The organism is Thiohalophilus thiocyanatoxydans, assembly GCF_004366735.1.
Taxonomy (GTDB): Bacteria; Pseudomonadota; Gammaproteobacteria; order UBA6429; family Thiohalophilaceae; genus Thiohalophilus; species Thiohalophilus thiocyanatoxydans.
This window is the reverse complement of the sequence record NZ_SOQX01000001.1, coordinates 302,292-323,085: the sequence shown is the minus strand read 5'-3', so window position 1 is coordinate 323,085 and position 20,794 is coordinate 302,292. Positions and strand designations below refer to the sequence as shown.

24 protein-coding genes are annotated in these 20,794 nt (G+C 57.6%); 20 read left to right on the top strand and 4 right to left on the bottom strand.

Annotation, left to right across the window (positions count from 1 at the left end):
- Nucleotides 1-100: 100 nt before the first annotated feature.
- The 9 genes from hisF to EDC23_RS01440 all read left to right on the top strand — a co-directional run bounded on the left by hisF (nt 101) and on the right by EDC23_RS01440 (nt 5,343).
- A complete protein-coding gene (gene hisF / locus EDC23_RS01480) occupies nt 101-868 on the top strand; it encodes an imidazole glycerol phosphate synthase subunit HisF (protein ID WP_134080499.1) in 768 nt (255 codons plus the stop codon).
- Between the two features lie 149 nt (nt 869-1,017).
- Nucleotides 1,018-1,404 (top strand): phosphoribosyl-AMP cyclohydrolase, encoded by a 387-nt coding sequence (gene hisI, locus EDC23_RS01475; RefSeq protein WP_134080498.1) that lies wholly within the window; start codon nt 1,018-1,020, stop codon nt 1,402-1,404.
- A gap of 41 nt (nt 1,405-1,445) precedes the next feature.
- The gene (locus EDC23_RS01470; protein WP_134080497.1) at nt 1,446-1,763 is read left to right on the top strand and encodes a phosphoribosyl-ATP diphosphatase; all 318 of its coding nucleotides are present in this window, start codon (nt 1,446-1,448) and stop codon (nt 1,761-1,763) included.
- Between the two features lie 7 nt (nt 1,764-1,770).
- Nucleotides 1,771-2,109, top strand: a complete 339-nt coding sequence (locus EDC23_RS01465; protein WP_134080496.1) for a histidine triad nucleotide-binding protein — start codon at nt 1,771-1,773, stop codon at nt 2,107-2,109.
- A 76-nt stretch (nt 2,110-2,185) separates the two neighbouring features.
- A complete protein-coding gene (gene tatA / locus EDC23_RS01460; protein WP_134080495.1) occupies nt 2,186-2,425 on the top strand; it encodes a twin-arginine translocase TatA/TatE family subunit in 240 nt (79 codons plus the stop codon).
- 90 nt (nt 2,426-2,515) lie between these two features.
- Nucleotides 2,516-2,923: a Sec-independent protein translocase protein TatB gene (gene tatB, locus EDC23_RS01455; protein ID WP_134080494.1), complete on the top strand. Its 408-nt coding sequence runs from the start codon at nt 2,516-2,518 to the stop codon at nt 2,921-2,923.
- Nucleotides 2,898-3,824: a twin-arginine translocase subunit TatC gene (tatC, locus tag EDC23_RS01450; RefSeq protein WP_134080493.1), complete on the top strand. Its 927-nt coding sequence runs from the start codon at nt 2,898-2,900 to the stop codon at nt 3,822-3,824. The genes tatB and tatC overlap by 26 nt, the downstream gene beginning before the upstream one ends.
- Before the next feature lie 394 nt (nt 3,825-4,218).
- The gene (locus tag EDC23_RS01445) at nt 4,219-4,548 is read left to right on the top strand and encodes an HvfA family oxazolone/thioamide-modified RiPP metallophore (RefSeq protein WP_134080492.1); all 330 of its coding nucleotides are present in this window, start codon (nt 4,219-4,221) and stop codon (nt 4,546-4,548) included.
- 201 nt (nt 4,549-4,749) lie between these two features.
- Complete coding sequence (locus EDC23_RS01440) at nt 4,750-5,343, top strand: HvfX family Cu-binding RiPP maturation protein (RefSeq protein WP_134080491.1); 594 nt, start codon at nt 4,750-4,752, stop codon at nt 5,341-5,343.
- A gap of 128 nt (nt 5,344-5,471) precedes the next feature.
- Here the strand turns inward: EDC23_RS01440 and EDC23_RS01435 are convergent, their stop codons facing one another.
- Genes EDC23_RS01435 through EDC23_RS01420 form a run of 4 tightly spaced genes read right to left on the bottom strand, consistent with a single transcriptional unit; the run spans nt 5,472 to nt 7,209 of the window.
- Nucleotides 5,472-5,648: a zf-HC2 domain-containing protein gene (locus tag EDC23_RS01435; protein ID WP_134080490.1), complete on the bottom strand. Its 177-nt coding sequence runs from the start codon at nt 5,646-5,648 to the stop codon at nt 5,472-5,474.
- Nucleotides 5,649-5,656: 8 nt separating this feature from the next.
- Nucleotides 5,657-6,358, bottom strand: a complete 702-nt coding sequence (locus EDC23_RS01430; RefSeq protein WP_208321241.1) for a sigma-70 family RNA polymerase sigma factor — start codon at nt 6,356-6,358, stop codon at nt 5,657-5,659.
- The gene (locus EDC23_RS01425) at nt 6,355-6,762 is read right to left on the bottom strand and encodes a thioredoxin family protein (protein WP_134080489.1); all 408 of its coding nucleotides are present in this window, start codon (nt 6,760-6,762) and stop codon (nt 6,355-6,357) included. Before EDC23_RS01425 ends, EDC23_RS01430 begins: the two co-directional genes overlap by 4 nt.
- Nucleotides 6,763-6,774: 12 nt before the next feature.
- Entirely contained in the window at nt 6,775-7,209 is a 435-nt protein-coding gene (locus EDC23_RS01420; protein ID WP_134080488.1) for a DUF6789 family protein, read from the bottom strand.
- Between the two features lie 350 nt (nt 7,210-7,559).
- Between EDC23_RS01420 and EDC23_RS01415 the strand changes: the two genes are divergently transcribed.
- The 11 genes from EDC23_RS01415 to EDC23_RS14070 all read left to right on the top strand — a co-directional run bounded on the left by EDC23_RS01415 (nt 7,560) and on the right by EDC23_RS14070 (nt 20,766).
- Complete coding sequence (locus tag EDC23_RS01415; protein WP_208321240.1) at nt 7,560-7,895, top strand: DsrE family protein; 336 nt, start codon at nt 7,560-7,562, stop codon at nt 7,893-7,895.
- 105 nt (nt 7,896-8,000) lie between these two features.
- Nucleotides 8,001-10,283 (top strand): putative bifunctional diguanylate cyclase/phosphodiesterase, encoded by a 2,283-nt coding sequence (locus tag EDC23_RS01410; protein ID WP_134080486.1) that lies wholly within the window; start codon nt 8,001-8,003, stop codon nt 10,281-10,283.
- Between the two features lie 20 nt (nt 10,284-10,303).
- On the top strand, nt 10,304-11,788 hold the full coding sequence (locus EDC23_RS01405; RefSeq protein ID WP_134081250.1) for an FMN-binding glutamate synthase family protein: 1,485 nt from the start codon (nt 10,304-10,306) through the stop codon (nt 11,786-11,788).
- Between the two features lie 173 nt (nt 11,789-11,961).
- A complete protein-coding gene (locus EDC23_RS01400) occupies nt 11,962-14,802 on the top strand; it encodes a 2-oxoglutarate dehydrogenase E1 component (protein WP_134080485.1) in 2,841 nt (946 codons plus the stop codon).
- Nucleotides 14,803-14,804: 2 nt separating this feature from the next.
- Nucleotides 14,805-16,031: a 2-oxoglutarate dehydrogenase complex dihydrolipoyllysine-residue succinyltransferase gene (gene odhB / locus EDC23_RS01395; RefSeq protein WP_134080484.1), complete on the top strand. Its 1,227-nt coding sequence runs from the start codon at nt 14,805-14,807 to the stop codon at nt 16,029-16,031.
- A gap of 26 nt (nt 16,032-16,057) precedes the next feature.
- Entirely contained in the window at nt 16,058-17,497 is a 1,440-nt protein-coding gene (lpdA, locus tag EDC23_RS01390; protein WP_134080483.1) for a dihydrolipoyl dehydrogenase, read from the top strand.
- 235 nt (nt 17,498-17,732) lie between these two features.
- A complete protein-coding gene (locus EDC23_RS01385; RefSeq protein WP_134080482.1) occupies nt 17,733-18,191 on the top strand; it encodes a thioredoxin family protein in 459 nt (152 codons plus the stop codon).
- Nucleotides 18,188-19,435, top strand: a complete 1,248-nt coding sequence (locus EDC23_RS01380; protein WP_134080481.1) for a hypothetical protein — start codon at nt 18,188-18,190, stop codon at nt 19,433-19,435. Before EDC23_RS01385 ends, EDC23_RS01380 begins: the two co-directional genes overlap by 4 nt.
- A gap of 108 nt (nt 19,436-19,543) precedes the next feature.
- Nucleotides 19,544-19,930, top strand: a complete 387-nt coding sequence (locus EDC23_RS01375) for a DUF192 domain-containing protein (protein ID WP_243830700.1) — start codon at nt 19,544-19,546, stop codon at nt 19,928-19,930.
- Between the two features lie 274 nt (nt 19,931-20,204).
- Complete coding sequence (locus tag EDC23_RS01370) at nt 20,205-20,543, top strand: SaoD/DsrE family protein (RefSeq protein ID WP_134080479.1); 339 nt, start codon at nt 20,205-20,207, stop codon at nt 20,541-20,543.
- 73 nt (nt 20,544-20,616) lie between these two features.
- On the top strand, nt 20,617-20,766 hold the full coding sequence (locus EDC23_RS14070) for a hypothetical protein (protein ID WP_166668741.1): 150 nt from the start codon (nt 20,617-20,619) through the stop codon (nt 20,764-20,766).
- Nucleotides 20,767-20,794: the final 28 nt, after the last annotated feature.

Below are 20,794 nucleotides of genomic sequence, written 5' to 3'. Positions count from 1 at the left end.
CGGTTTGGCAATTCAAAATTCAACATTAAGCATTCAAAATTGCTCTACGTTGCCTCTGCGTCCTCCGCGTTAAATTCTGAATGTAGAAAAGAGAACTGATATGGGCCTGGCCAAACGAATTATTCCCTGCCTGGACGTGGACAAGGGCCGCGTGGTGAAGGGTGTGCAGTTTGTGGATATCCGCGATGCGGGGGATCCGGTGGAGATCGCGCGCCGCTATGATGAGCAGGGCGCCGATGAGCTGACCTTTCTGGATATTACCGCCAGCCACGAAAACCGCGAGACCATGATCAATGTGGTGGAACAGGTCGCCGGCCAGGTGTTTATTCCCCTGACCGTCGGCGGCGGGATTCGCAAGATCGAGGATGTGCGCGCCATGCTCAACGCCGGGGCCGACAAGGTCGCCATCAATACCGCCGCGGTCGACCACCCCGAGTTCGTGCGCGAGGCGGCAGAGAAATTCGGCTCCCAGTGCATCGTGGTCGCTATCGACGCCAAACAGGTGAGCGAGGATCCGAAAAAATGGGAGATCTTCACCCACGGCGGACGCAAGGCCACCGGCCTGGACGCCGTCGAATGGGCGCAAAAGATGGTCGAGTACGGCGCCGGCGAGATCCTGCTGACCAGCATGGATCGCGACGGCACCAAGCAGGGCTTCGATCTCGATCTGACCCGTGCCATCTGCGAGGCGGTCAGCGTCCCGGTCATCGCCTCCGGCGGCGTCGGCAACCTGGACCACCTGGTCGACGGCATCAAACAGGGCCACGCCGACGCCGTGCTCGCCGCCAGTATCTTCCACTTCGGCGAATACAGCATCGAGGAAGCCAAACGGCGCATGGCCGGCAGCGACATCGAAGTCCGGCTCTAGTTACACGGGTTATTAACGCGGAGGTCGCAGAGGCGCAGAGCCGCGGAGAATGAAATTGATAACCCAGAGAATGCTGTCAGCCTGAATTTTTTTAAAACTCTGCGGCTCCGCGACTCCGCGATCTCCGCGTTTTCAAGAGTACTATGACTATGAGCACAAACTGGCTGGATGAGATCAAGTGGACGGAAGACGGGCTGGTGCCGGTGATTGCCCAGGAGGCGGGCACGGGCCAGGTGCTGATGCTGGCCTGGATGAACCGCGAGTCGCTGGCGCTGAGTGTGCAGGAGGGCAAGGCGATCTACTGGTCGCGCTCCCGGGGCAAGCTGTGGCGCAAGGGCGAAGAGTCGGGCCACGAGCAGATCATCCACGATATCCGCCTGGACTGCGACAATGACGTGGTTTTGCTGGAGGTGGAGCAAAAGGGCGGCATTGCCTGCCACACCGGCCGACATCGCTGTTTTTTCAAGCAGTTACAGGACGATCAGTGGGTCGAGGTGGAGCCGGTTATCAAGGATCCCGACGCCATATATAAATAGCATCCCCACAAACGCCCCCAAACGTGGAATAATCCCCGCCTATGAGCGACATATTGCAACAACTCGCCGAGGTGCTCGAACAGCGCAAGGGGGCCGATCCCGACAGCTCCTACGTCGCCGGGCTCTACGGCAAGGGACTGGACGCGATTTTGAAGAAAATCGGCGAGGAGGCTACCGAGACGGTGATGGCCGCCAAGGACGGGGATCCGCAACAGATCGTTTATGAAACCGCCGATCTGTGGTTTCATACCCTGGTGATGCTGGCGCAGCAGGGGCTTGGCCCGGATCAGGTGCTCGACGAGCTGGCGCGCCGCTTCGGCCTGTCGGGACTGGAAGAGAAAGCCAACCGGAAGCAGTGAGGTCATCATGAGCGATTGCCTGTTTTGCAAGATTCTCGCCGATGAGATTCCCTCGGATCGGGTCTATGAAGACGAGCTGATGATCGTCTTCAGGGACATCAATCCCAAGGCCGAGGTGCATCTGCTGGCAATCCCGCGCGAGCACATCGCCAGCCTCAACGAGCTCGATCCGCAGCACGATGCGCTGCTGGGACACATGCTGCGACAACTGCCGAAGATCGCCAAACAGCAGGGGCTGGATGACGGCTTTCGCACCATTATCAACACCGGAGAAGGTGGCGGGCAGATTATCTTTCATCTGCACATTCATCTGATGGGCGGCCGGAATATGCCCGGCTTTGAATAGTCACGGCGCTGATTGTTTGTAATTGATACAGACAGCGCCTCAATAATCGTTAACGTTTACGACGTGGAGTAACATCATGGGTATTGGTATCTGGCAACTGGTTATTATTCTGCTGATTGTGCTGCTGCTGTTCGGCGCCAAGCGGGTGCGCAATATCGGCTCCGATCTCGGCAGTGCCGTGAAGGGCTTCAAGAGCGCGGTCAAGGACGAGGAAAAGACCGACGATAATGATGATTCGGCTAAACTGGAAAGCAGTGACGAAGGCCAGACCATCGAAGGCGAAGCCAGCAAGGTCAAGGACCAGGACAAAACCTGAACAGGGATCTGAGCATGGCACATCTGCGCGGAGCCGGGCGACTGCCCGTCTCCTCGTCCCTCGTCCCGCGTCACTCGCCCCTTTAATTTTATGTTTGATATTGGCTTCCTTGAAATGATTATCATCGCCGTGGTCGGCCTGGTGGTGATCGGTCCCGAGCGTCTGCCCGGCGTGGCCCGCAGCGTGGGCAAATGGGTCGGCCGTACGCGCCGCTTTGTCACCCAGGTCAAATCCGATATCGATCGCGAAATGAAGCAGGAAGAGCTGCGCAAGGCCCTGGAAGAAGACGCCGGCCTGGACGAGATCAAGCAGATCATGGACAGCGACCGTTTTACCATCGAGGAAGAAGAGAAGCCGGATTACCCGGTCAAGGCAAGCCGTGACGAAAAGACGGAACCGGCAGGCCCGCAATCCGACACTGAAACCACTGACACGCCGCCTGACGACGATCAGGCGTCCGACACCCCCGCTGATGAGCAAGACAGACCCGAACGATAACGATCAGGGTGTGGAACAGGAGACCCCGTTCCTCTCGCATCTGGTCGAGTTACGCGATCGCCTGCTGCGTATCGTCGGGCTGGTATTGATCCTGACCGTGGCCTTGATGGCGGTCGCCAACGATCTCTACTATTACTTCTCGTTACCGTTACAGGGCTATCTGGTCGAGGGCAACAAGATGCTTGCCATCGGCGTGATTTCGCCTGTCTTTACGCCATTCAAGCTGGCGTTGATTGCCGCGTTTTTTCTCTCTGTCCCCTATGTCCTTTATCAAATCTGGTCGTTTATCGCACCCGGCCTTTACAAACATGAGAAAAAACTGGCTCTGCCTTTGCTGTTGTCGAGTATTGTGCTGTTTTACCTGGGCATGGCTTTTGCCTATTACGCCGTTTTTCCGCTGGTGTTCGAGTTCACATCCAACTTCGCCTCGGAAGGTATTGACTACCGGCCGGATATCGCCAGCTATCTCGACTTTGCCATCAAGCTGTTTTTCGCTTTCGGGGTGGCGTTTGAGGTCCCCATCGCCACGATCATGCTGATCCTGGCCGGGGTCACAACCCCCGAAGCTCTGGCGCAAAAACGACCCTACATCATCGTGGGCGCCTTCGTTGTGGGCATGTTGCTGACCCCGCCGGATATTATTTCCCAGACCCTGCTGGCTGTGCCTATGTGGCTGCTGTTTGAAGTCGGGGTCATCTTCGGGCGCATCATGAAACGCAAGCGCGAAGAAGAAACGGCGGCCGCTGACGAAGCCGATCAGGAAGAGGCCCCGCTCAGCAGCGAGGAGATGGAAGCTGAAATGGAAGCCGAACTTGATCGGGCCATTGCCGAGGAAGAGGGGCTGAACAAGGATAATAACAGCGATAACAGCGATAACAGCGACGATACTCGAAAGGAGTGATCTTTCAGGGGATCCGCTCCATCATGCCGGACAGCGCCTCCTCCAGTGACGCGGCCGCCACCCCCGGTCGCGGCCGCCTGACGCATTTTCCCCGAATCTGAGCCGGGCCTGGGCCGGGTCCTCCCTTCCCGCGCCCTCTTTGACAGATCCTTGCACGACGAATTGTTCGCCTTTTTGAAAGCGTTTTTTCTGGCTCCAGCGAGACAGATCGTGTAAGGAACCCCGCACCCCGACGACCAATCAGTAACGAAGAAGTCTGAACAACAACCTGTTTGCTCTGTTGTTCGAATCAGCCCTCTTCGCTGGAATCAATACCTCGTGCATTGGCAACCATCCCGGCCATGCGGAGGAGCATCAACAGGATGGTCATTCAAAAAGCTAATGGAGAATTCATATGTCACATTCAAACAAGACACTCAAGTCCGTATCGTGGGCCGTCGGGGCCACACTCGCTACCACCCTGGCCGCCAGCAATATCGCCTCCGCCGCCACACCGGCAAGCGACAACCCCTTTGCCATGAGCGAGCTGGACAACGGTTACATGCTGCTTGCCGAAAAAGGCAGTGAAGGTAAATGCGGCGAAGGCAAGTGTGGCGAAGGTAAAAGCGCCGACGCCAAAACCCAGGAAGGCAAGTGCGGAGAAGGCAAATGTGGCGCCCAATCCGAGAAAAAAGATAAAGATGCCGAAGGCAAATGCGGTGAAGGTAAGTGCGGCAGTAATTAAACCTGTCGCTCAAGGCCGTATGACTGCATCATCAGCCTGACGGACAATATTATCGGGCACTGCGGCATCTCTCTTTCGCCGCAGCGCCCGATTTCATCAGGCAGGCAATGAACAACACGGCCCCGATGCCGTTATGCGATTCTGTCCCTGCAGTTACAGGGGCAACCCCCTCAAAACAATGAAACCGGTCTGGAGGATACAATGAACTTTCTACTGAAAATGCAGGGGCTGCTCGATAAGAGCCGGCAGTTCGATTTTCTTGCGCCGCTGTTGTTGCGGCTGTTTCTCGCACCGATCTTTATTCTTGCCGGTTATGGCAAGCTCACCGGCCTGGAAAACACAGCCTATTATTTCGGCGAAATGCTGGGTCTGCCCGCACCGATGCTGATGGCCGTGCTGGCCGGTGCGGCGGAATTTTTCGGTGGCATCGCCATCCTTATCGGGGTAGCCACGCGCTGGTTTGCCATCCCCCTGATGATCACCATGATCATGGCCGCGACCACGGCACACTGGGAGAACGGCTGGCATGCCCTGCCGGAAACCACCCTGACCGTCCCCTGGGAGTGGCGCACGGACATGATCGAGGGTGCGGTGGAACGCCGCGACGTCGCTCGTGAAATTCTCAAAGAACATGGTAATTACAACTGGCTGACCGAGCACGGCAGTATCACCATTTTGAAAAACGGCATCGAGTTCGCTGCCACCTATTTCATCATGCTGCTGGTGCTGTTCTTCCATGGCGCCGGACGGTATGCCAGCCTGGATTACTGGATTGGTCGCAAGCTAAACCCCTGAATTACATTGCCTCCGCGTAAGCGTTTGCCGGCCCGATCCTCCCGGGCCGGCTTTTTTATATTCAATACAGTCAGTAACATGAATGCGTGGCAAGGTATCGAGATATCAGGCCAGGCCTCCCGGATCGGCTACTCTTTACCGCTGAACCGTCGGCACGCTTTATGGATAAAATCGATCTGCTTGTTATAGTTGCGGCAGCCCGAACACATCATCAGGTGAAAGCGCAGGGCCATCCGCCTGCGCAACGACAGCGATTGATCCTGCTGTTGCGACAGAAGTCGGGTAGTGTCTTTGCAGTTGAGCATGCTGTTTATTACCCCTGTGCAAACCATTCTTTTTCAAGACACAGGCGCAGGCGGGAGCGTGCCCGATGCAGAATCACCCAGCAGTTGCTTTCGCTGATGCCCAGTTCGGCGCAGATCTCCGCCGTCTCAAAACCGAGAAATTCTCGCATGCTGAAGACCCGTGCCGGCTGTTCGGCCAGCTCATCCAGGCAGAGCTCGAAGATGCGCCAGAACTGGGTGTTGTCGAGCTCGGTTTCGGGATCGCCCCAATCGGTGGGACGCTTTTGCCTGTGCCACATGCCCTTTTCATTGAACAGCTGTTCGACTTCCATATCGCTGCCGTCGTCAGCCGTCAGGCTCTGGGTCGGGTGCCGGGTGCGCTGACGCAGGATATCGATGATCTTGTTGCGCAGGATCGAAAAGACCCAGGTCTTGAGCTGGGAGCGGCCGGCAAACCCGTCGCGGGCGACATAGGCGGCGGCCAGCGCCTCCTGCACCGCATCCTCCGCAGCGGCCTCTTCCCGCAACTGCAGGCGGGCAAAGCGCAGCATGTCGTGGCGCAACGCGGCGATAGCCGCTTCGGAGAAGGCATCTTCGGCCCCTTGATTGGCAACACTCTGTAATGGTTCGCGCATGACGGAAAACGGTCCGGAGAAATAACCCACAGTGTAACCGAGCCAACCCGGGATGGGTATCCCTGGGACAGGGTAGCAGGCGGTGTGCAGACTCATGCCATGCTCTCCGCGCCCCTCTCCAGACGGGCGCGCAACCAGCTCTCCCCGGCGGCGCCGAGCCTGAGCTCACTGATCCGGTCGTTCGTGACAACCACAAACGAGGGCGTGACAGCGATACCAAATTCATAGGCCAGCCGGGGATGCGCGGTAACATCCACCGAGATCAGATTGGAATATTGCCGCGACAGCTTATCCACCACCGGTGCCGCAGCCCGGCACGGCCCGCAACGAGGAGCATGAAAAAAGTAGATCCGGTGCCGTGCCGTGCAGTGCCTGTCAACTGCCCGGGTATCCGGCGCCGCGCGGCCGACAAGACGTCGCGCCCGGCGCCGCATGGCCCATTGCCACCAGAGCAGGAGGCCGGTTACGGTGACAATCAACCCGAAAAAGAGAAGTTCCATGAGAAAGCCGCTTTACACTTCGGCGTGGCCGAGTCTTCCATAGACCCCGCCCAGTACCGCACCAAAAATGACGTGCAAAATCAGGGTGGCGATGGGGACCATCATGCCGCTGGGCATGCCTGAGCCAAACAAACCGCCCCCCATCATTGGCATCAGCGCCAGCATCATTACCAGCCAGCCCACAACACCCAGCAGAATGCCACGCACTCCATGGCCTCCCAGCGGCAGGCGACGAAACAGCAGACTATAGGCCAGGCCGTAACCGACAACTCCGATCATAATGTGGGCCAGCCACCCCATGGTCGGCCCCGAACCCATCTGAGCGGCCAGCATACCGATCACATTCAGATCGGGCATCAGCCCCATCATATCTTTTATCACCATGAGTACCGACAACACGACGGTGGCAACAAGGCCGGCCAACAGGCCATTAATAACATGGTTCATTCGCTCTCTCCTGATTCACTTCGCCGGTACCTATCCCGGGATTACAGTTTGGTCGCCCGGACCGCCCGATCCTTACAGCCTCCACGATTCTCTTGCAGACGGTTGTAAGGCAACCTGTTTTTGAGCGTCTAATCAATAACTCCGTTGTGGCGAGGGCGGCATCTGTATGGCGACCTTCCATAACCGGTTAATCCCCTGACAACCATCATTTGTAGGAGAGATCCATGAACCGAACAGCAGACTTGCGCAGTAGAAGTTTGATACGCATTACACTGATAAGCTTATTGACATTGGCTTTTCTAAGCATAACGGCGGCTGAAGCAAATTCTCCCACGGCCGGCAAACAGAAAATGGTCATCCAGGTCAGCGATAACAGTCCCGGCAAATGGAACCTGGCACTCAATAACGCCAGGAATGCTCAAAATGCGCTGGGTGGTGCCGATAACGTCGATGTTGAGATCGTAGTCTACGGCCCCGGCATCGGAATGCTGGAGATGGACTCGGAAACCGGTAACCGTGTCGCCAACGCACTGGACCAGGGCGTTAAGATTGTCGCTTGTGAAAACACCATGCGCGCCAGGGATCTGACAAAAGGTGACATGCTGCCGGACATCGGTTACGTGCCGGCCGGGGTAATTGAGATCATGAAACAACAACAGCAGGGGTATACCTATATTCGTCCCTGAAAGGACAGATTTGAGGCTATTGCCGGGTGAAGGGAGTCACCTTTCCAAAAAAGTCGTCGGCAAAAGAAGCCTTTCACTAATTCAACCGATGGAGATAAGCAGATTTTGAACTTTGGGCGTCACTGGTGGTTTCTAATCTATCTTGTCGTGCTCGGCCTGGGTTCCGTGCTTTCTTTTTATATCTACCAGCAGAGCCAGAGCATGCGTGACGAGATCCTGCGCCTCAGCAACGAGGATATCACGCACCTGCATCGGATAGCCGATCTCAAACAGGCCGTCACCGCCCGCGAGCCGATTCTCTATCGCTACTACACCGATACCGATCGTCACAGCTATCAGAGTTCATACAATCGCAACACAAAACAGATCAATGACGGAATAGACTGGCTAACCGACACATTTCCTGACAACACCGGACTCGGCGAATTACAGAACGAGCACGCTGCGCTACAAAAGCTGGCCGAAAAGCTCGATCAGGTCTTGACTGCAGATACGGTAGACTGGGATGAGGCACGCCGAATACTCGGCGACGTCGCCGCCGTCTCCCGGTCACTCAATAATCGACTCGAACGTTTTGTCCGCGCCGTTGAGCGCCAGGTTGTAGAGCGTGGAGAGTATGTTTCCCGTGCAACACAGGAGATGTTTTACTCAGTGGTGGCTGTGAGTGTGGTGTTCTTTATCCTGGCGCTGTTTTTCGGCCATTACGCCTATCAGCACCTGTCCGATGCCAGAGCACGTCGGTTGCTCGCACTGTTCCCGGAGCGCAATCCCAACCCGGTTTTTCAGATCGACACTCATGGCAAGGTACTGTTTGCCAACCCCGCCGCCTACAACATGCAGAGCGTTATTTTCCCGGACACCCGGAACCTGGAGGCGTTGCTCCCGCCGAACATCGAGGAAAATATCTCGGCATTGCGCTCCAGGCATGCACCCTTGATGCGCTTTGAATACCAGGTAGCGACATATATCTTTTTCTGTACCCTGCAATACCTCGAGGATTTCGATACCTGTCACGTCTATCTGCAGGATATTACGGCACGCCGCACTGCCGAGGACCGCAATGAATTTCTGGCCTACCATGATCCGTTGACCGGACTGGCCAATCGGCGACAACTGGAAAAAGATGTCTCCGGGATGCTCCAGCAAACCGCGCCAGGTAACCGGATTGCGGTAGCAATTGCCAATATCGACCGTTTCAGCATGGTCTCAGAAAGCCTGGGACACCTGGCGGGCGATGAACTGATCACGGCCGTGGCGAGTCGCCTTGAACACTGTTTTTCTCAAATGGTGTCCGATAACCCGATCAGGATTTACCGTCTCGAAGGCGATCACTTTGTCATTCTGGCAAAGGATGCGGAAGATTCGTTTTCCGATGAACTGTCCGAACAATTACAACGCGCCAGCCGGGATCCCGTTATTATCGATAACCGCACTCTGTCACTTTCAATGAGTGTCGGACTGGCGTACTTTCCGGAACACGGCAAGGATATCTTTCAGTTACTTAAAAACGCTGAAAGCGCCATGCGCCGCATCAGCAATCAGGGCGGCAACGGTGTTTGTGTTTATCAATCCGAAATGAATGCCGATGCGCTGTTGCGACTCGAGCTGTCCCACGATCTGCGCCAGGCCGCGGAGCAAAACGAGCTGCTGATCTACTACCAGCCGAAAATCAATCTTATCAACGGCAATCTCATTGGCGCGGAAGCGCTGGTCCGCTGGCAACACCCGCAGCACGGAATGATATCGCCGGCCGAATTCATTCCGCTTGCCGAGGAGACCGGCAGCATCGGCCGGATTGGCGAGTGGATTTTGCGCGCCGCCTGTGCGCGGAATCGGCAATGGCAGACCGAGGGCTATCCGCCACAGAGCATTGCCGTCAATCTCTCCGCTCGTCAGTTTAATCGGGAACTTCCCAAGCAGGTTGCCCAGATACTGCGTGACACAGGACTGGAGGCGAAATACCTGGAGCTGGAAATCACCGAAGGCATCGCCATGTCGGTCGACTCTTCCATCGATATCATGCGACAGCTGCGGGAACTAGGGGTCAAACTGGCGATCGATGACTTTGGCACCGGTTTCTCTTCCCTGACTTATCTCAAGCAGTTTCCCATCCAGACACTCAAGATCGATCAATCCTTCGTCAAACAGCTGGAGCACAGCCTGTCGGATCGCGCCATCGTCCGTTCGATTATCGAACTCGGACACCATCTCGAGCTTGATATTGTCGCCGAAGGGGTTGAAACCGTCGAACAGAAACAAATGCTTGAAGAATACCGCTGTGACACCATGCAGGGCTACTTGTTCAGCCGTCCGGTTCCAGCCGATGAGTACGAAAAATTTCTTATTACACCCTCACCGGGTTCGAGCAACAAGAGGAAAACGACATGACACCCTTGTCTGATGTCACCATGCAGGCACTGATTTTTCTGGCTACATTATTCATTTTTGTTGTCGGTCTTATGGTGCTGATCACCATCATTGTTTTCATCCGGGACGTTTCCCAGAAAAAAGATGCTATTCGCCACAATTACCCCGTCATTGGCCGGTTTCGTTATCTGTTCAGCTCGCTGGGCGAATTTTTCCGCCAGTATTTCTTCGCCATGGATCGCGAGGAGATGCCTTTTAACCGCGCCGAGCGGGAATGGGTCTACAAGTCCTCTGACGGTGCCGACAATACCGTGGCCTTTGGCTCGACCAAAAACCTGACGCCCACCGGCACACCGCTGTTCGTGAATACCTCTTTTCCGACCCTGACGGAACATACCAGTGAGCCACCACCGGTCACCATCGGGCCTTATTGCCCACAGCCCTATGCACCGACTTCGCTGATTAATATCTCCGCCATGAGCTATGGCGCGCTTTCCGAACCGGCCATACGCGCTCTGTCACACGGGGCCAAACTGGCCGGCTGCTGGCTGAACACCGGCGAGGGCGGGCTCGCCCCCTATCATCTGGAAGGGGGCTGCGATCTGGTATTCCAGATCGGTACGGCCAAGTATGGCGTGCGCAATACCGAAGGCCAGTTTGATGTTGAAAGATTGCATGAACTTGCCGCCTCGCCCCGGATTAAAATGTTTGAAATCAAACTGAGCCAGGGTGCCAAACCCGGCAAGGGTGGCATCCTGCCCGGTGAAAAAGTCACGCCGGAAATCGCCCGCATCCGTGGCATTCTCCCCGGCCACGCCTCCATCTCGCCCAACCGGCATATCGAGATAGGCGATACCGGTGAATTGCTCGATTTTATCGATGTAGTGCGTGAGGCAACAGGCAAGCCGACCGGCTTCAAGCTCGTGCTGGGCGAAGACGAGTGGCTCACCCAACTTTGTATGGCAATCCACAAACGCGGCATCGAGCATGCGCCGGACTTTATTACCGTGGACAGTTGTGACGGCGGAACCGGCGCCGCGCCCATGCCATTAATGGACGATGTCGGACTCCCCATCAAGGAGTCACTGCCAACCGTGGTGGATATTCTCACCCGCTATGGCCTGCGCGATCGAATACGCCTTATCGCCTCCGGCAAACTGATTACCCCCTCCGGGGTCGCCTGGGCACTGTGCAGCGGCGCCGATTACGTTAACTCCGCACGCGGCTTCATGTTTGCTCTGGGCTGCATCCAGGCGCTCAAGTGCAACCGCAATACCTGTCCGACCGGGGTCACCACCCATGATCGGCGCCTTCAAAAAGGCCTGAACCCGGAAGAAAAGGCCGTCAAAGTGAAGAATTTTGTCGACAAGATTCATTACGGCACGGCGCTGATTGCCCACTCCTGTGGCGTGCCCCATCAGCGCGCCCTGACCCGGTCCCATTGCCGACTTGTCCAGCCGGACGGCAAGTCGGCGCTGATGAGTACCCTCTATCCCCGACCCGAGGTGTTGCCGGAATACCGATAATAGCCTTTTATCCACCACTCGAGGACAATGACGCACCATCCATTCCGCTTTAATACCGAACCGGACGCTTTTGTGCTTGAAAATTTCGGTATATATGCCGAAATAAAGAGTATGAACATGACGGGTGACAGCGTGTCCAACCCGGCAATACTCCACAACAAGGATGTCGGTTAATGTCCGATGAGAAAGGCCTGAAAGCCCGCTGGAAAAGTTCCGCTTTTGCCGGCCCCAATGCGGGTTATCTCGAACAACTGTACGAAGAGTATCTTCAGGATCCCGAGTCGGTGGATCCCCAGTGGCGGACCCTGTTCCGGGAGCTGCCCAGGGTCGATGGCATCGACAAGGACATCTCCCACGCGGCGATCCGCGCCCAGTTCCGCCATCTGACCCCGTCTCACCGGCGCAGTGATGTCGATGTCAGCCTGATCCACAAGCAGGTCAGGGTCCTGCAGCTGATCAATGCCTACCGTTTTCGCGGTCATCAGCTGGCCGATCTGGATCCGCTGGGCCTGCGCGAGACACCCGAAATTCCCGAGCTGACACTGGCGCATCACGAGCTCAGCGACGCGGATCTGGATACCGAGTTTGAAACCGGATCACTGGTGGGGCCGGATCGGGCGCGGCTGGCCGAAATCCTCAACATCCTGGTCAACACCTACTGCGGTTCGGTCGGCTCCGAGTACATGCATCTGGTCGACACCACCGAAAAACGCTGGATTCAGCACTACCTGGAGTCGGCCCGGGGTCACGCCGATTTGTCGGAGGCGCAAAAACGCGATCTGTTTGATCGCCTGGCCGCGGCCGAAACCCTGGAAAAATACCTGCACAACAAGTATGTGGGTCAAAAACGCTTTTCCCTGGAAGGGGCCGAAAGCCTGATTCCCATGCTGCACCGGCTGATTCAGCGCGGCGGCGAGACCGGGGTCAAAGAAATGGCGATCGGCATGGCCCATCGCGGCAGGCTCAATCTCCTGGTCAACGTGCTGGGCAAAACGCCCGAGGAGCTGTTCCGCGAATTCGAGGGTGTGCATCCCGAAAACGGCAACGGTACCGGCGATGTGAAATACCATCTCGGCTTCTCCTCCAATCTCAACACCCCCGGCGGCCTGTTGCATGTGGCCCTGGCCTTCAATCCGTCCCACCTGGAGATTGTCGATCCGGTGGTCGAGGGCTCGGTGCGGGCCCGCCAGGATCGGCGTCAGGACCAGGAAGGCAGCCAGGTGGTACCGGTGCTGATCCACGGCGACGCCTCCTTTTCCGGACAGGGGGTGGTGATGGAGACCCTCAACATGTCCCAGTCACGCGGCTTCTCCACCAAGGGTACCGTGCACATCGTGATCAACAACCAGATCGGCTTTACCACCAGCAATCAGGACGAGGCCCGCTCCACCCTCTACTGCACGGACGTGGGCAAAATGGTCAGTGCACCGATTTTCCATGTCAATGCCGACGACCCTGAAGCTGTGCTGTTTATCACGCAGCTGGCGATCGATTATCGCATGCGCTTTTACAAGGACGTGATCATCGATCTGGTCTGTTACCGCCGTCACGGTCACAGTGAGGCGGACGAGCCCATGGCGACCCAGCCGCTGATGTATCAACATATCAGCAAGCTGCATAGCAGCCGCGAGCTGTATCAACAACGACTCGAGTCGGAAGGGGTGATCGACAGCACCGCAGCGACACAAGTGGTCCAGGATTATCGCAGCGCACTGGAACATAACAATCCGGTGGTTCGCGAAATGATTCCACCCGAAGAGGCCGACTATCCCTATAGTGCCGACTGGAGCGCTTACCATAATCGCGACTGTGTTAACGATATCGACACTGCGGTGGACAGCGAGACGTTACTGGCGCTACACGATAAACTCGATCACTTACCCGAAGGCTTCAAACTGCATCGGACGGTCGAGAAAATCATGGACAACCGGCGACGCATGGCGTCCGGTGAGCTGGAGATGGACTGGGGCTTTGCGGAAACTCTGGCCTATGCCAGCTTACTGCATGATGGCTATCCAATCCGGATCTCCGGCGAGGACAGCGGCCGCGGCACGTTTTTTCATCGCCAGGCCGTACTCTACAACCAGGACGATGGCGAGGCCTATGTGCCCTTGCGCAATCTCTCTGATGATCAGCCCAACTTCCTGGTGATCAACTCCCTGCTCTCGGAAGAAGCGGTACTGGCTTTCGAGTACGGTTATTCCACGACCGATCCGCGCAGCCTGGTAATCTGGGAGGCCCAGTTCGGCGATTTTGCCAACGGCGCCCAGGTGGTGATCGATCAGTTCATCAGCGCCGCCGAGCAAAAATGGGATCGCCTCAGCGGCATTACCCTGTTTTTACCCCACGGTTATGAAGGTCAGGGACCGGAACACTCCTCGGCACGCCTGGAACGGTTTTTACAACTCTGCGCCCAGCACAACATGCAGATATGTATTCCCACCCACGCGGCGCAGATCTTTCATCTGCTACGCCGCCAGATGCTGCGTCAGTGTCGCCGGCCGTTGATCGTCATGACGCCCAAGAGTCTGCTGCGTCTGCCCGAAGCCTCGCGCCCCTTCAGTGATCTGAGTCAGGGCAAGTTTTACCGGGTCATCGACGATGAACAGGTCAATCAATACGACAAGGTCAAACGACTGATTCTCTGCAGCGGCAAGGTCTACTATGATCTCGATCACCGCCGCCGGCAGGATCAACGGGAGGATGTGGCGATCGTTCGTATCGAACAATTATACCCGTTCCCCGAAAAAGCCTTGAAGGCCGCGCTCAAACGCTATCCGAATGTCCAGGAATACATCTGGTGCCAGGAAGAGCCCATGAACCAGGGGGCCTGGTACTCCAGTCAACATCATATGCGTCATGCGATCGGTGAGCAGTACGGCCTGCAGTATGCCGGTCGTCCGCTGATGGCCGCCCCGGCGGTCGGCTATCCGTCCCTGCACAAACAACAACAGGAAAAACTCGTTGCCGATGCACTGGGTACTCCGCCTGACAATAAAAACCAAAGGAATTGACCATGGCCATTGATATCAAGGTCGCACAGTTTCCCGAATCGGTCAGCGAAGGCACGTTGATCGAGTGGCACAAACAACCGGGTGAGACGGTTCGCCAGGATGAACTGCTGGCCGAGATCGAAACCGACAAAGTGGTCTTCGAGGTCAATGCCCCCGAAGACGGCGTGCTGGACGACTTGCTCGTCCAGCAGGGCGACACGGTCAGCTCGGAACAGGTAATCGCCCGCATGCAACCCGGTGACGTACCGGCGTCCGCCACCCGGGAGCCGGCCGCAACCCCAACCGATACCGAAACCACCGCGACCAGCGATGACACGCCCAGGCTGGCGCCGGCCGCGAAAAAGCTGATCGCCGAACACGACCTCGATGCCAACCTTATCAAAGGTACGGGCAAGGATGGGCGGATTCTCAAGGAAGACGTGCAGGCCTATCTCGATCAGGCCGACAAGCCCGGCACGACAGAGCCATCCCGACAACCCGGATCCGCTTCTGCGCCGCCCTCAACGGGCGAAGATGAAACGCAAGGCGAACGGCCGCAAAAACGGGTACCCATGAGCCGCCTGCGGGCGCGGATCGCCGAGCGGCTGGTCGAAGCCCAGCAAACCGCGGCGATCCTCACCACCTTCAACGAGATCGATATGCAGCCGGTAATGGATCTGCGTGCACGCTACAAGGAAAAGTTTGAAAAACAGCACGGGGTCAAACTCGGTTTCATGTCGTTTTTCATCAAGGCCTGCCTGGAGGCGCTGCAACGCTTTCCCGAGATCAACGCCTCTATCGACGGCGAGGAGATCATCTATCACGGCTTTTACGACATCGGCATCGCGGTGGGTTCGCCGCGGGGGCTGGTGGTGCCGATCCTGCGCGATGCCGACACGCTGAGCATGGCGGCGATTGAAAAACAGATCGCCGATTATGCCGAGCGCGCCCAGACCGGCAAGCTGTCGCTGGACGAGATCACCGGCGGAACGTTTTCGATCACCAATGGCGGCATCTTTGGATCCTTGCTCTCCACGCCTATCCTCAATCCGCCGCAAAGCGCCATTCTCGGCATGCACAAGATCGAAAAGCGGCCGGTCGTGATCGATGATGAGATTGTCATCCGGCCGATGATGTATGTAGCGCTCTCTTACGATCACCGCCTGGTGGACGGCCGCGAGGCGGTGCAATTCCTGATGACCATCAAGGAGGGCGTGGAAGATCCGGCCCGCATGTTGCTGAATGTGTAACCGATACCCGTTTCAGGAACCGTTTTATGAGTGAACAGTATGATGTCATCGTCATCGGCGCCGGCCCGGCCGGGTATGTGGCCGCGATTCGTTGTGCCCAGCTGGGTTTCAACGTCGCCTGCATCGATGATTATCTCGATGAGCAGGGCCAACCCTCGCCCGGCGGCACCTGCCTGAATATCGGCTGTATCCCTTCCAAGGCATTACTGGAATCGTCTCACCATTATCAACAGGCCGAGAAACAGTTTGCCGAACACGGTATCCGTATCGGTCAACTGGTACTGGATCTGGCGACGATGCAAAATCGCAAACAGAAGGTGGTTCGGGATCTGACCGGCGGCATTCAGTCCCTGTTCAAAGCCAACCAGATCGCTTTCTATGCCGGACGCGGCACGCTCAAACAGAATAACCGGGTAGAGGTCATCGATCATGACAACAATTCCACCACGCTAAATGCTGAGCACGTCATTCTGGCCAGTGGTTCGCGCCCGGCTGAACTGCCCTTTGCCCCGTTCGATGGTAAACAGGTGGTTGACTCCACCGGCGGCCTGGCTTTCGACAGCGTGCCACAACGCCTCGGCATCATCGGCGCTGGCGTGATCGGCCTGGAGCTGGGCAGCGTCTGGCAACGGCTGGGTGCCGAGGTCATCGTGCTCGAGGCCCAGGAGCGCTTCCTGCCCGATGCCGATCCGGCGATCGCCAAACAGGCGAGCAAACTGCTTGGCCAGCAAGGACTCGACATTCGCCTGGGCAGCAACGTCGAATCGGTCAACACCGATAAAACCGTCCAGGTGGCGTATACCGACGGCCAGGGCAGCCAGCATCTGGAATTCGACAAGCTGATCGTCGCGGTGGGCCGACGGCCCAACAGCGAAGCGTTGTGCGCCGGCGATCTGGCCCTGACTACCGACCAACGCGGCTTTGTGCAAGTGGACGATCACTATCGGACCAACCTGGACAGGGTCTATGCCGTCGGCGATCTGATCCCCGGGCCCATGCTGGCGCACAAGGGGATGGAAGAGGGCATGGCCGTGGCCGAACAGATTGCCGGGCAGTTTGCCGAGGTGGATTACGACAACATCCCGCTGGTGATCTACACCCATCCGGAGATCGCCTGGACCGGACGCTCGGAACAACAACTCAAGGAGGCGGGTATCGATTACACCAGCGGCCAGTTTCCCTTCAGTGCCAACGGCCGGGCCCGTGCCGCCGGCGAGACCGATGGTTTAATCAAGGTACTGGCCGATGCGCACACCGATCGCGTGCTGGGCGTGCACATGATCGGACCAGGCTGCTCCGAACTGATTGGCCAGGCAGTCATCGCCCGGGCCTTTGGCGCCAGCAGCGAGGATCTGGCATTGACCATGTTTGCCCATCCCACGCTCTCCGAAACGCTGCACGAGGCGATGCTCGACGTGGCCGGGCGAGCCATCCATCGCGCGCCTTCGCGCAAAAAACGCCCGTAACCCGCGTGCGTGATGCCGGCGTGCGCATAAACATGAGTCTCCTGCTCGGTCTTTACCCGCAATGCGGCAACCGACCTTATTTCGACGAAGCTGATTCATCCACCCGGGGAACTCTGCAGCAAACAAGGCGTCTTTACTGTTACAGTGATCCGGAACCGATCCATTGTCAGGCCGGGCTGGACAAGCCAACCCGAATTTCATTCAATAGCAACTGAATTCGTTGTGGAGACCAGAGATGTTGCGTTATCTGTTAGTGCTATCAATGGCACTGGTGTTTCAGCCCGCCCAGGCCGATGCCCCTGAAGGCTATCCTTTCCTCTCGTTTGATGAAGCCATGCAACAGGCTCGCGAACAGGACAAGACCCTGTTTGTTTATTTCGGCCGCTACGGCTGCGGTTACTGCGAGAAGACCAACAAGGAAGCGTTCTCCGATGAGACGGTTCGCCAGGTTTACACCGACAACTATGTACTGGCCTATGTGGACTCGGAAAGCGGCAAGCGCCTGCAACTGCCCAGCGGGGAGCGGATCACCGAACAGGAAGTCGGCACGCGTTACGACGCCTTTGTCACGCCGGTTTTCACCTTCATGACACCGGAAGGTGAGCCGTTGAAACGGCTGGTAGGCGTACAGCGAATCGAGGATCTGCTCGACGCCGACGAGAAAGTCCAGTCCCAAATCGGTGGTCAGTCATGATAGTGCGGCTTCGCGACCTCGCGCTGCTGCTCGCCGGTTACGGCATGATCGCGCCCGCCGGCGCCCAGCCCTGGGAGTTCAACGCGCCGATCGAGGTGACGAGCGTACACGGCGAGGGGATCTTTCATCATCTGGAATCGGCGGGCCGGCGCAACATTGCGGTGGCCGGCGAAACGGTTGCCATAAGCTGGGAGGACAATCGCCAGGACGGGCCCGCTATTTACCTGAGCCGCAAGCGGCTCGATGCCGACAGCTTCGGATCGGCCGTCCGCCTCAGTGAGACCGACGAAGCTTATGAGCCGTCACTGGCGGCCGTCGGCCCGGATCGCTTTGCCGTCGCCTGGGAAGAAGCCGGCCGGGTGCGTCTGCGACTGGTTGACCAGGGAAAACCCGGTCCCGTCCTGTCGCTGCCCGATCGACAGGCCGGCCAGGCCAGCCTCGCGGCAGGGGACGGCGACGCGGTATGGCTCATCTATACCGCGGCGGACAACGGCACCCGCCACCGGCGCGTCTACCTGCGCCGGATCCGGCTCGACAAGGGTGAGCCGGCCGCCGGCGAAGCCTGCGCGGTGGATCCCGAACCTCTGGAACAGGCCCAGCTTTACCCCACTGTCGTCAAATTGCCCGATCGCAGCGTGGCGGCCTGGGAAGATCGGCGGCATGGACACACCATCATCATGGCAGCCGAAAACCGGGAACCCGGCAGCTGCCGTTTTGCTAAACCGCAGCGCATCAGTGAACCGCCGCCCGGCCCGCGGCCTCCCTATGGCAAGGGTCACGGCGTGACGCGGGTTGCCCTGGCGGCTTACGGTCAACAACGCATCCTCGCCGCCTGGGCCGACAAACGTGACTTTCGCGAAGGCTATGACATTTACGCCAGCCATTATCCGGGCGAGGACGACGCGCTGTTCGGTCCCAACGAAAAAGTACAGGACCCGTTCGGCGGCGTGGCCCAGCAGTGGCATCCCGCCGTTACCGGGCATCCCGACGGCCAGCGGGTAACAGCCTGGGACGATGATCGCGACGATCAGACCAACATTCTGCTCAGCTGGCATGAAGCGGGGCAGTGGAGTGATGATCTGCCGGTCCCCGGCGCCAGCGGCGCCCCGGAACAGAACCACCCGTCGATTGTGCTGGACGCCGACGGCAATCTGCACCTGGCCTGGGTGGAGCGGCAAAAGACGGGCGGGGCGACCCGTCTGCGTTACCTGTTCGGCGAACGTACGTCCGACGCCACCCGGTAGATTTTGAGATTTCTTCGAGTCCGCCAGTGACACTGACAGGCTATCGTGGATAATCGGGGCACAACACGCCGCGCTCTACTGGCAGGTATCGCCGTCAGCTTGCTGCTTGTGCCCCTGCCCGGACACAGCCTTGAAAAAACCGATCTGCTCCTTGGCGGTAAACCGTTCCGGGTGGAGCTGGCGGTCACCCGAAGCGAACAACAGCAGGGTCTGATGCACCGGGATCGCCTGCCCGCCGGAACCGGCATGTTGTTCATTCTCGATCCGCCCCGGCCAACCCGTTTCTGGAACAAGAATGTCCACTTTCCCATCGACATTCTTTATTTCGACAGCAACCGGGCTTACCTGGGCGCCGACACCCACGTCCTTCCCTGTCCCTATTCGGACTGTCCCATCTATCGAACCGGGCAAGCGGTGAAATACGTGCTTGAATTGCCGGCCGGTACCCACGCGCAGCTCAACCTTCTGGCCGGCGACAAATTTATATTTCGCTAACAGGCCTGTCCGTCAAAAAGCCGGGTTGTCCAGGCCGCTGACCTGCCGATAACCCTGTCACGCAATGCAAAGACCCCTGCACTGTATTCCCTTATAGGCTATACGTTGTTAGCCATCCGCCGAGGCCTTACCATCAGGGCGAAGCGCACTAAACCGCAGCTTCGCGCAAGAATGCATGGCATGTTACTTCGTCGGTTCCCTCGAGTTTATCGCGACCCGGCTTCCGCATCCGCCTGCCGCATTAAGACAGACAACACAAGCCAGGGAGACTAAAATGAAAGTCGCTTATATCTTTTCCTCGCAGGGACATACTGTCTCCTACAAACTCGCCCAGATGATCCTTCCGCAACTGGAACAACAAGGCCATGGTGTCGAGGTTGTCGGTATGTTCTTTTTTGAGGACAATAACTATGTACTCGTCAAGGGTGATGCGATTGGCGAACGTCTGGCCAAAGTGGCCGAGGAGCAGGGCATCCTGTTGATGGGTTGTGACAAATGCTGCTACGAGCGCCAGATCGACGACAAACTGGTCAACGGTGCCGGTATTGGCTGTTTTCCTGATCTGTATGCCGCACTGGCCGGCAATATGCCGGATCAGGTAATCACGCTGTAACCCGGCCCTTCTCTTCGCGTCGGGCTTCGCCACGCGGAAGAGTCATCGACCGACAAAAACAAGGAGAAAATCTGTGTTATTACCACGACATGTAGGAACGATCGTACTGGCGGCCTGGCTGATCCTGACCGGCCTGTCGGCTTTTGTGAATCTGGGCGATCTGCGCAAACTACTGGACCTTGGCGCTATTGCTGCCGGCGTATTGCTGTTGTTATCCCGTTAGGTATTTTCATTGATAAAAGTCAACGCCT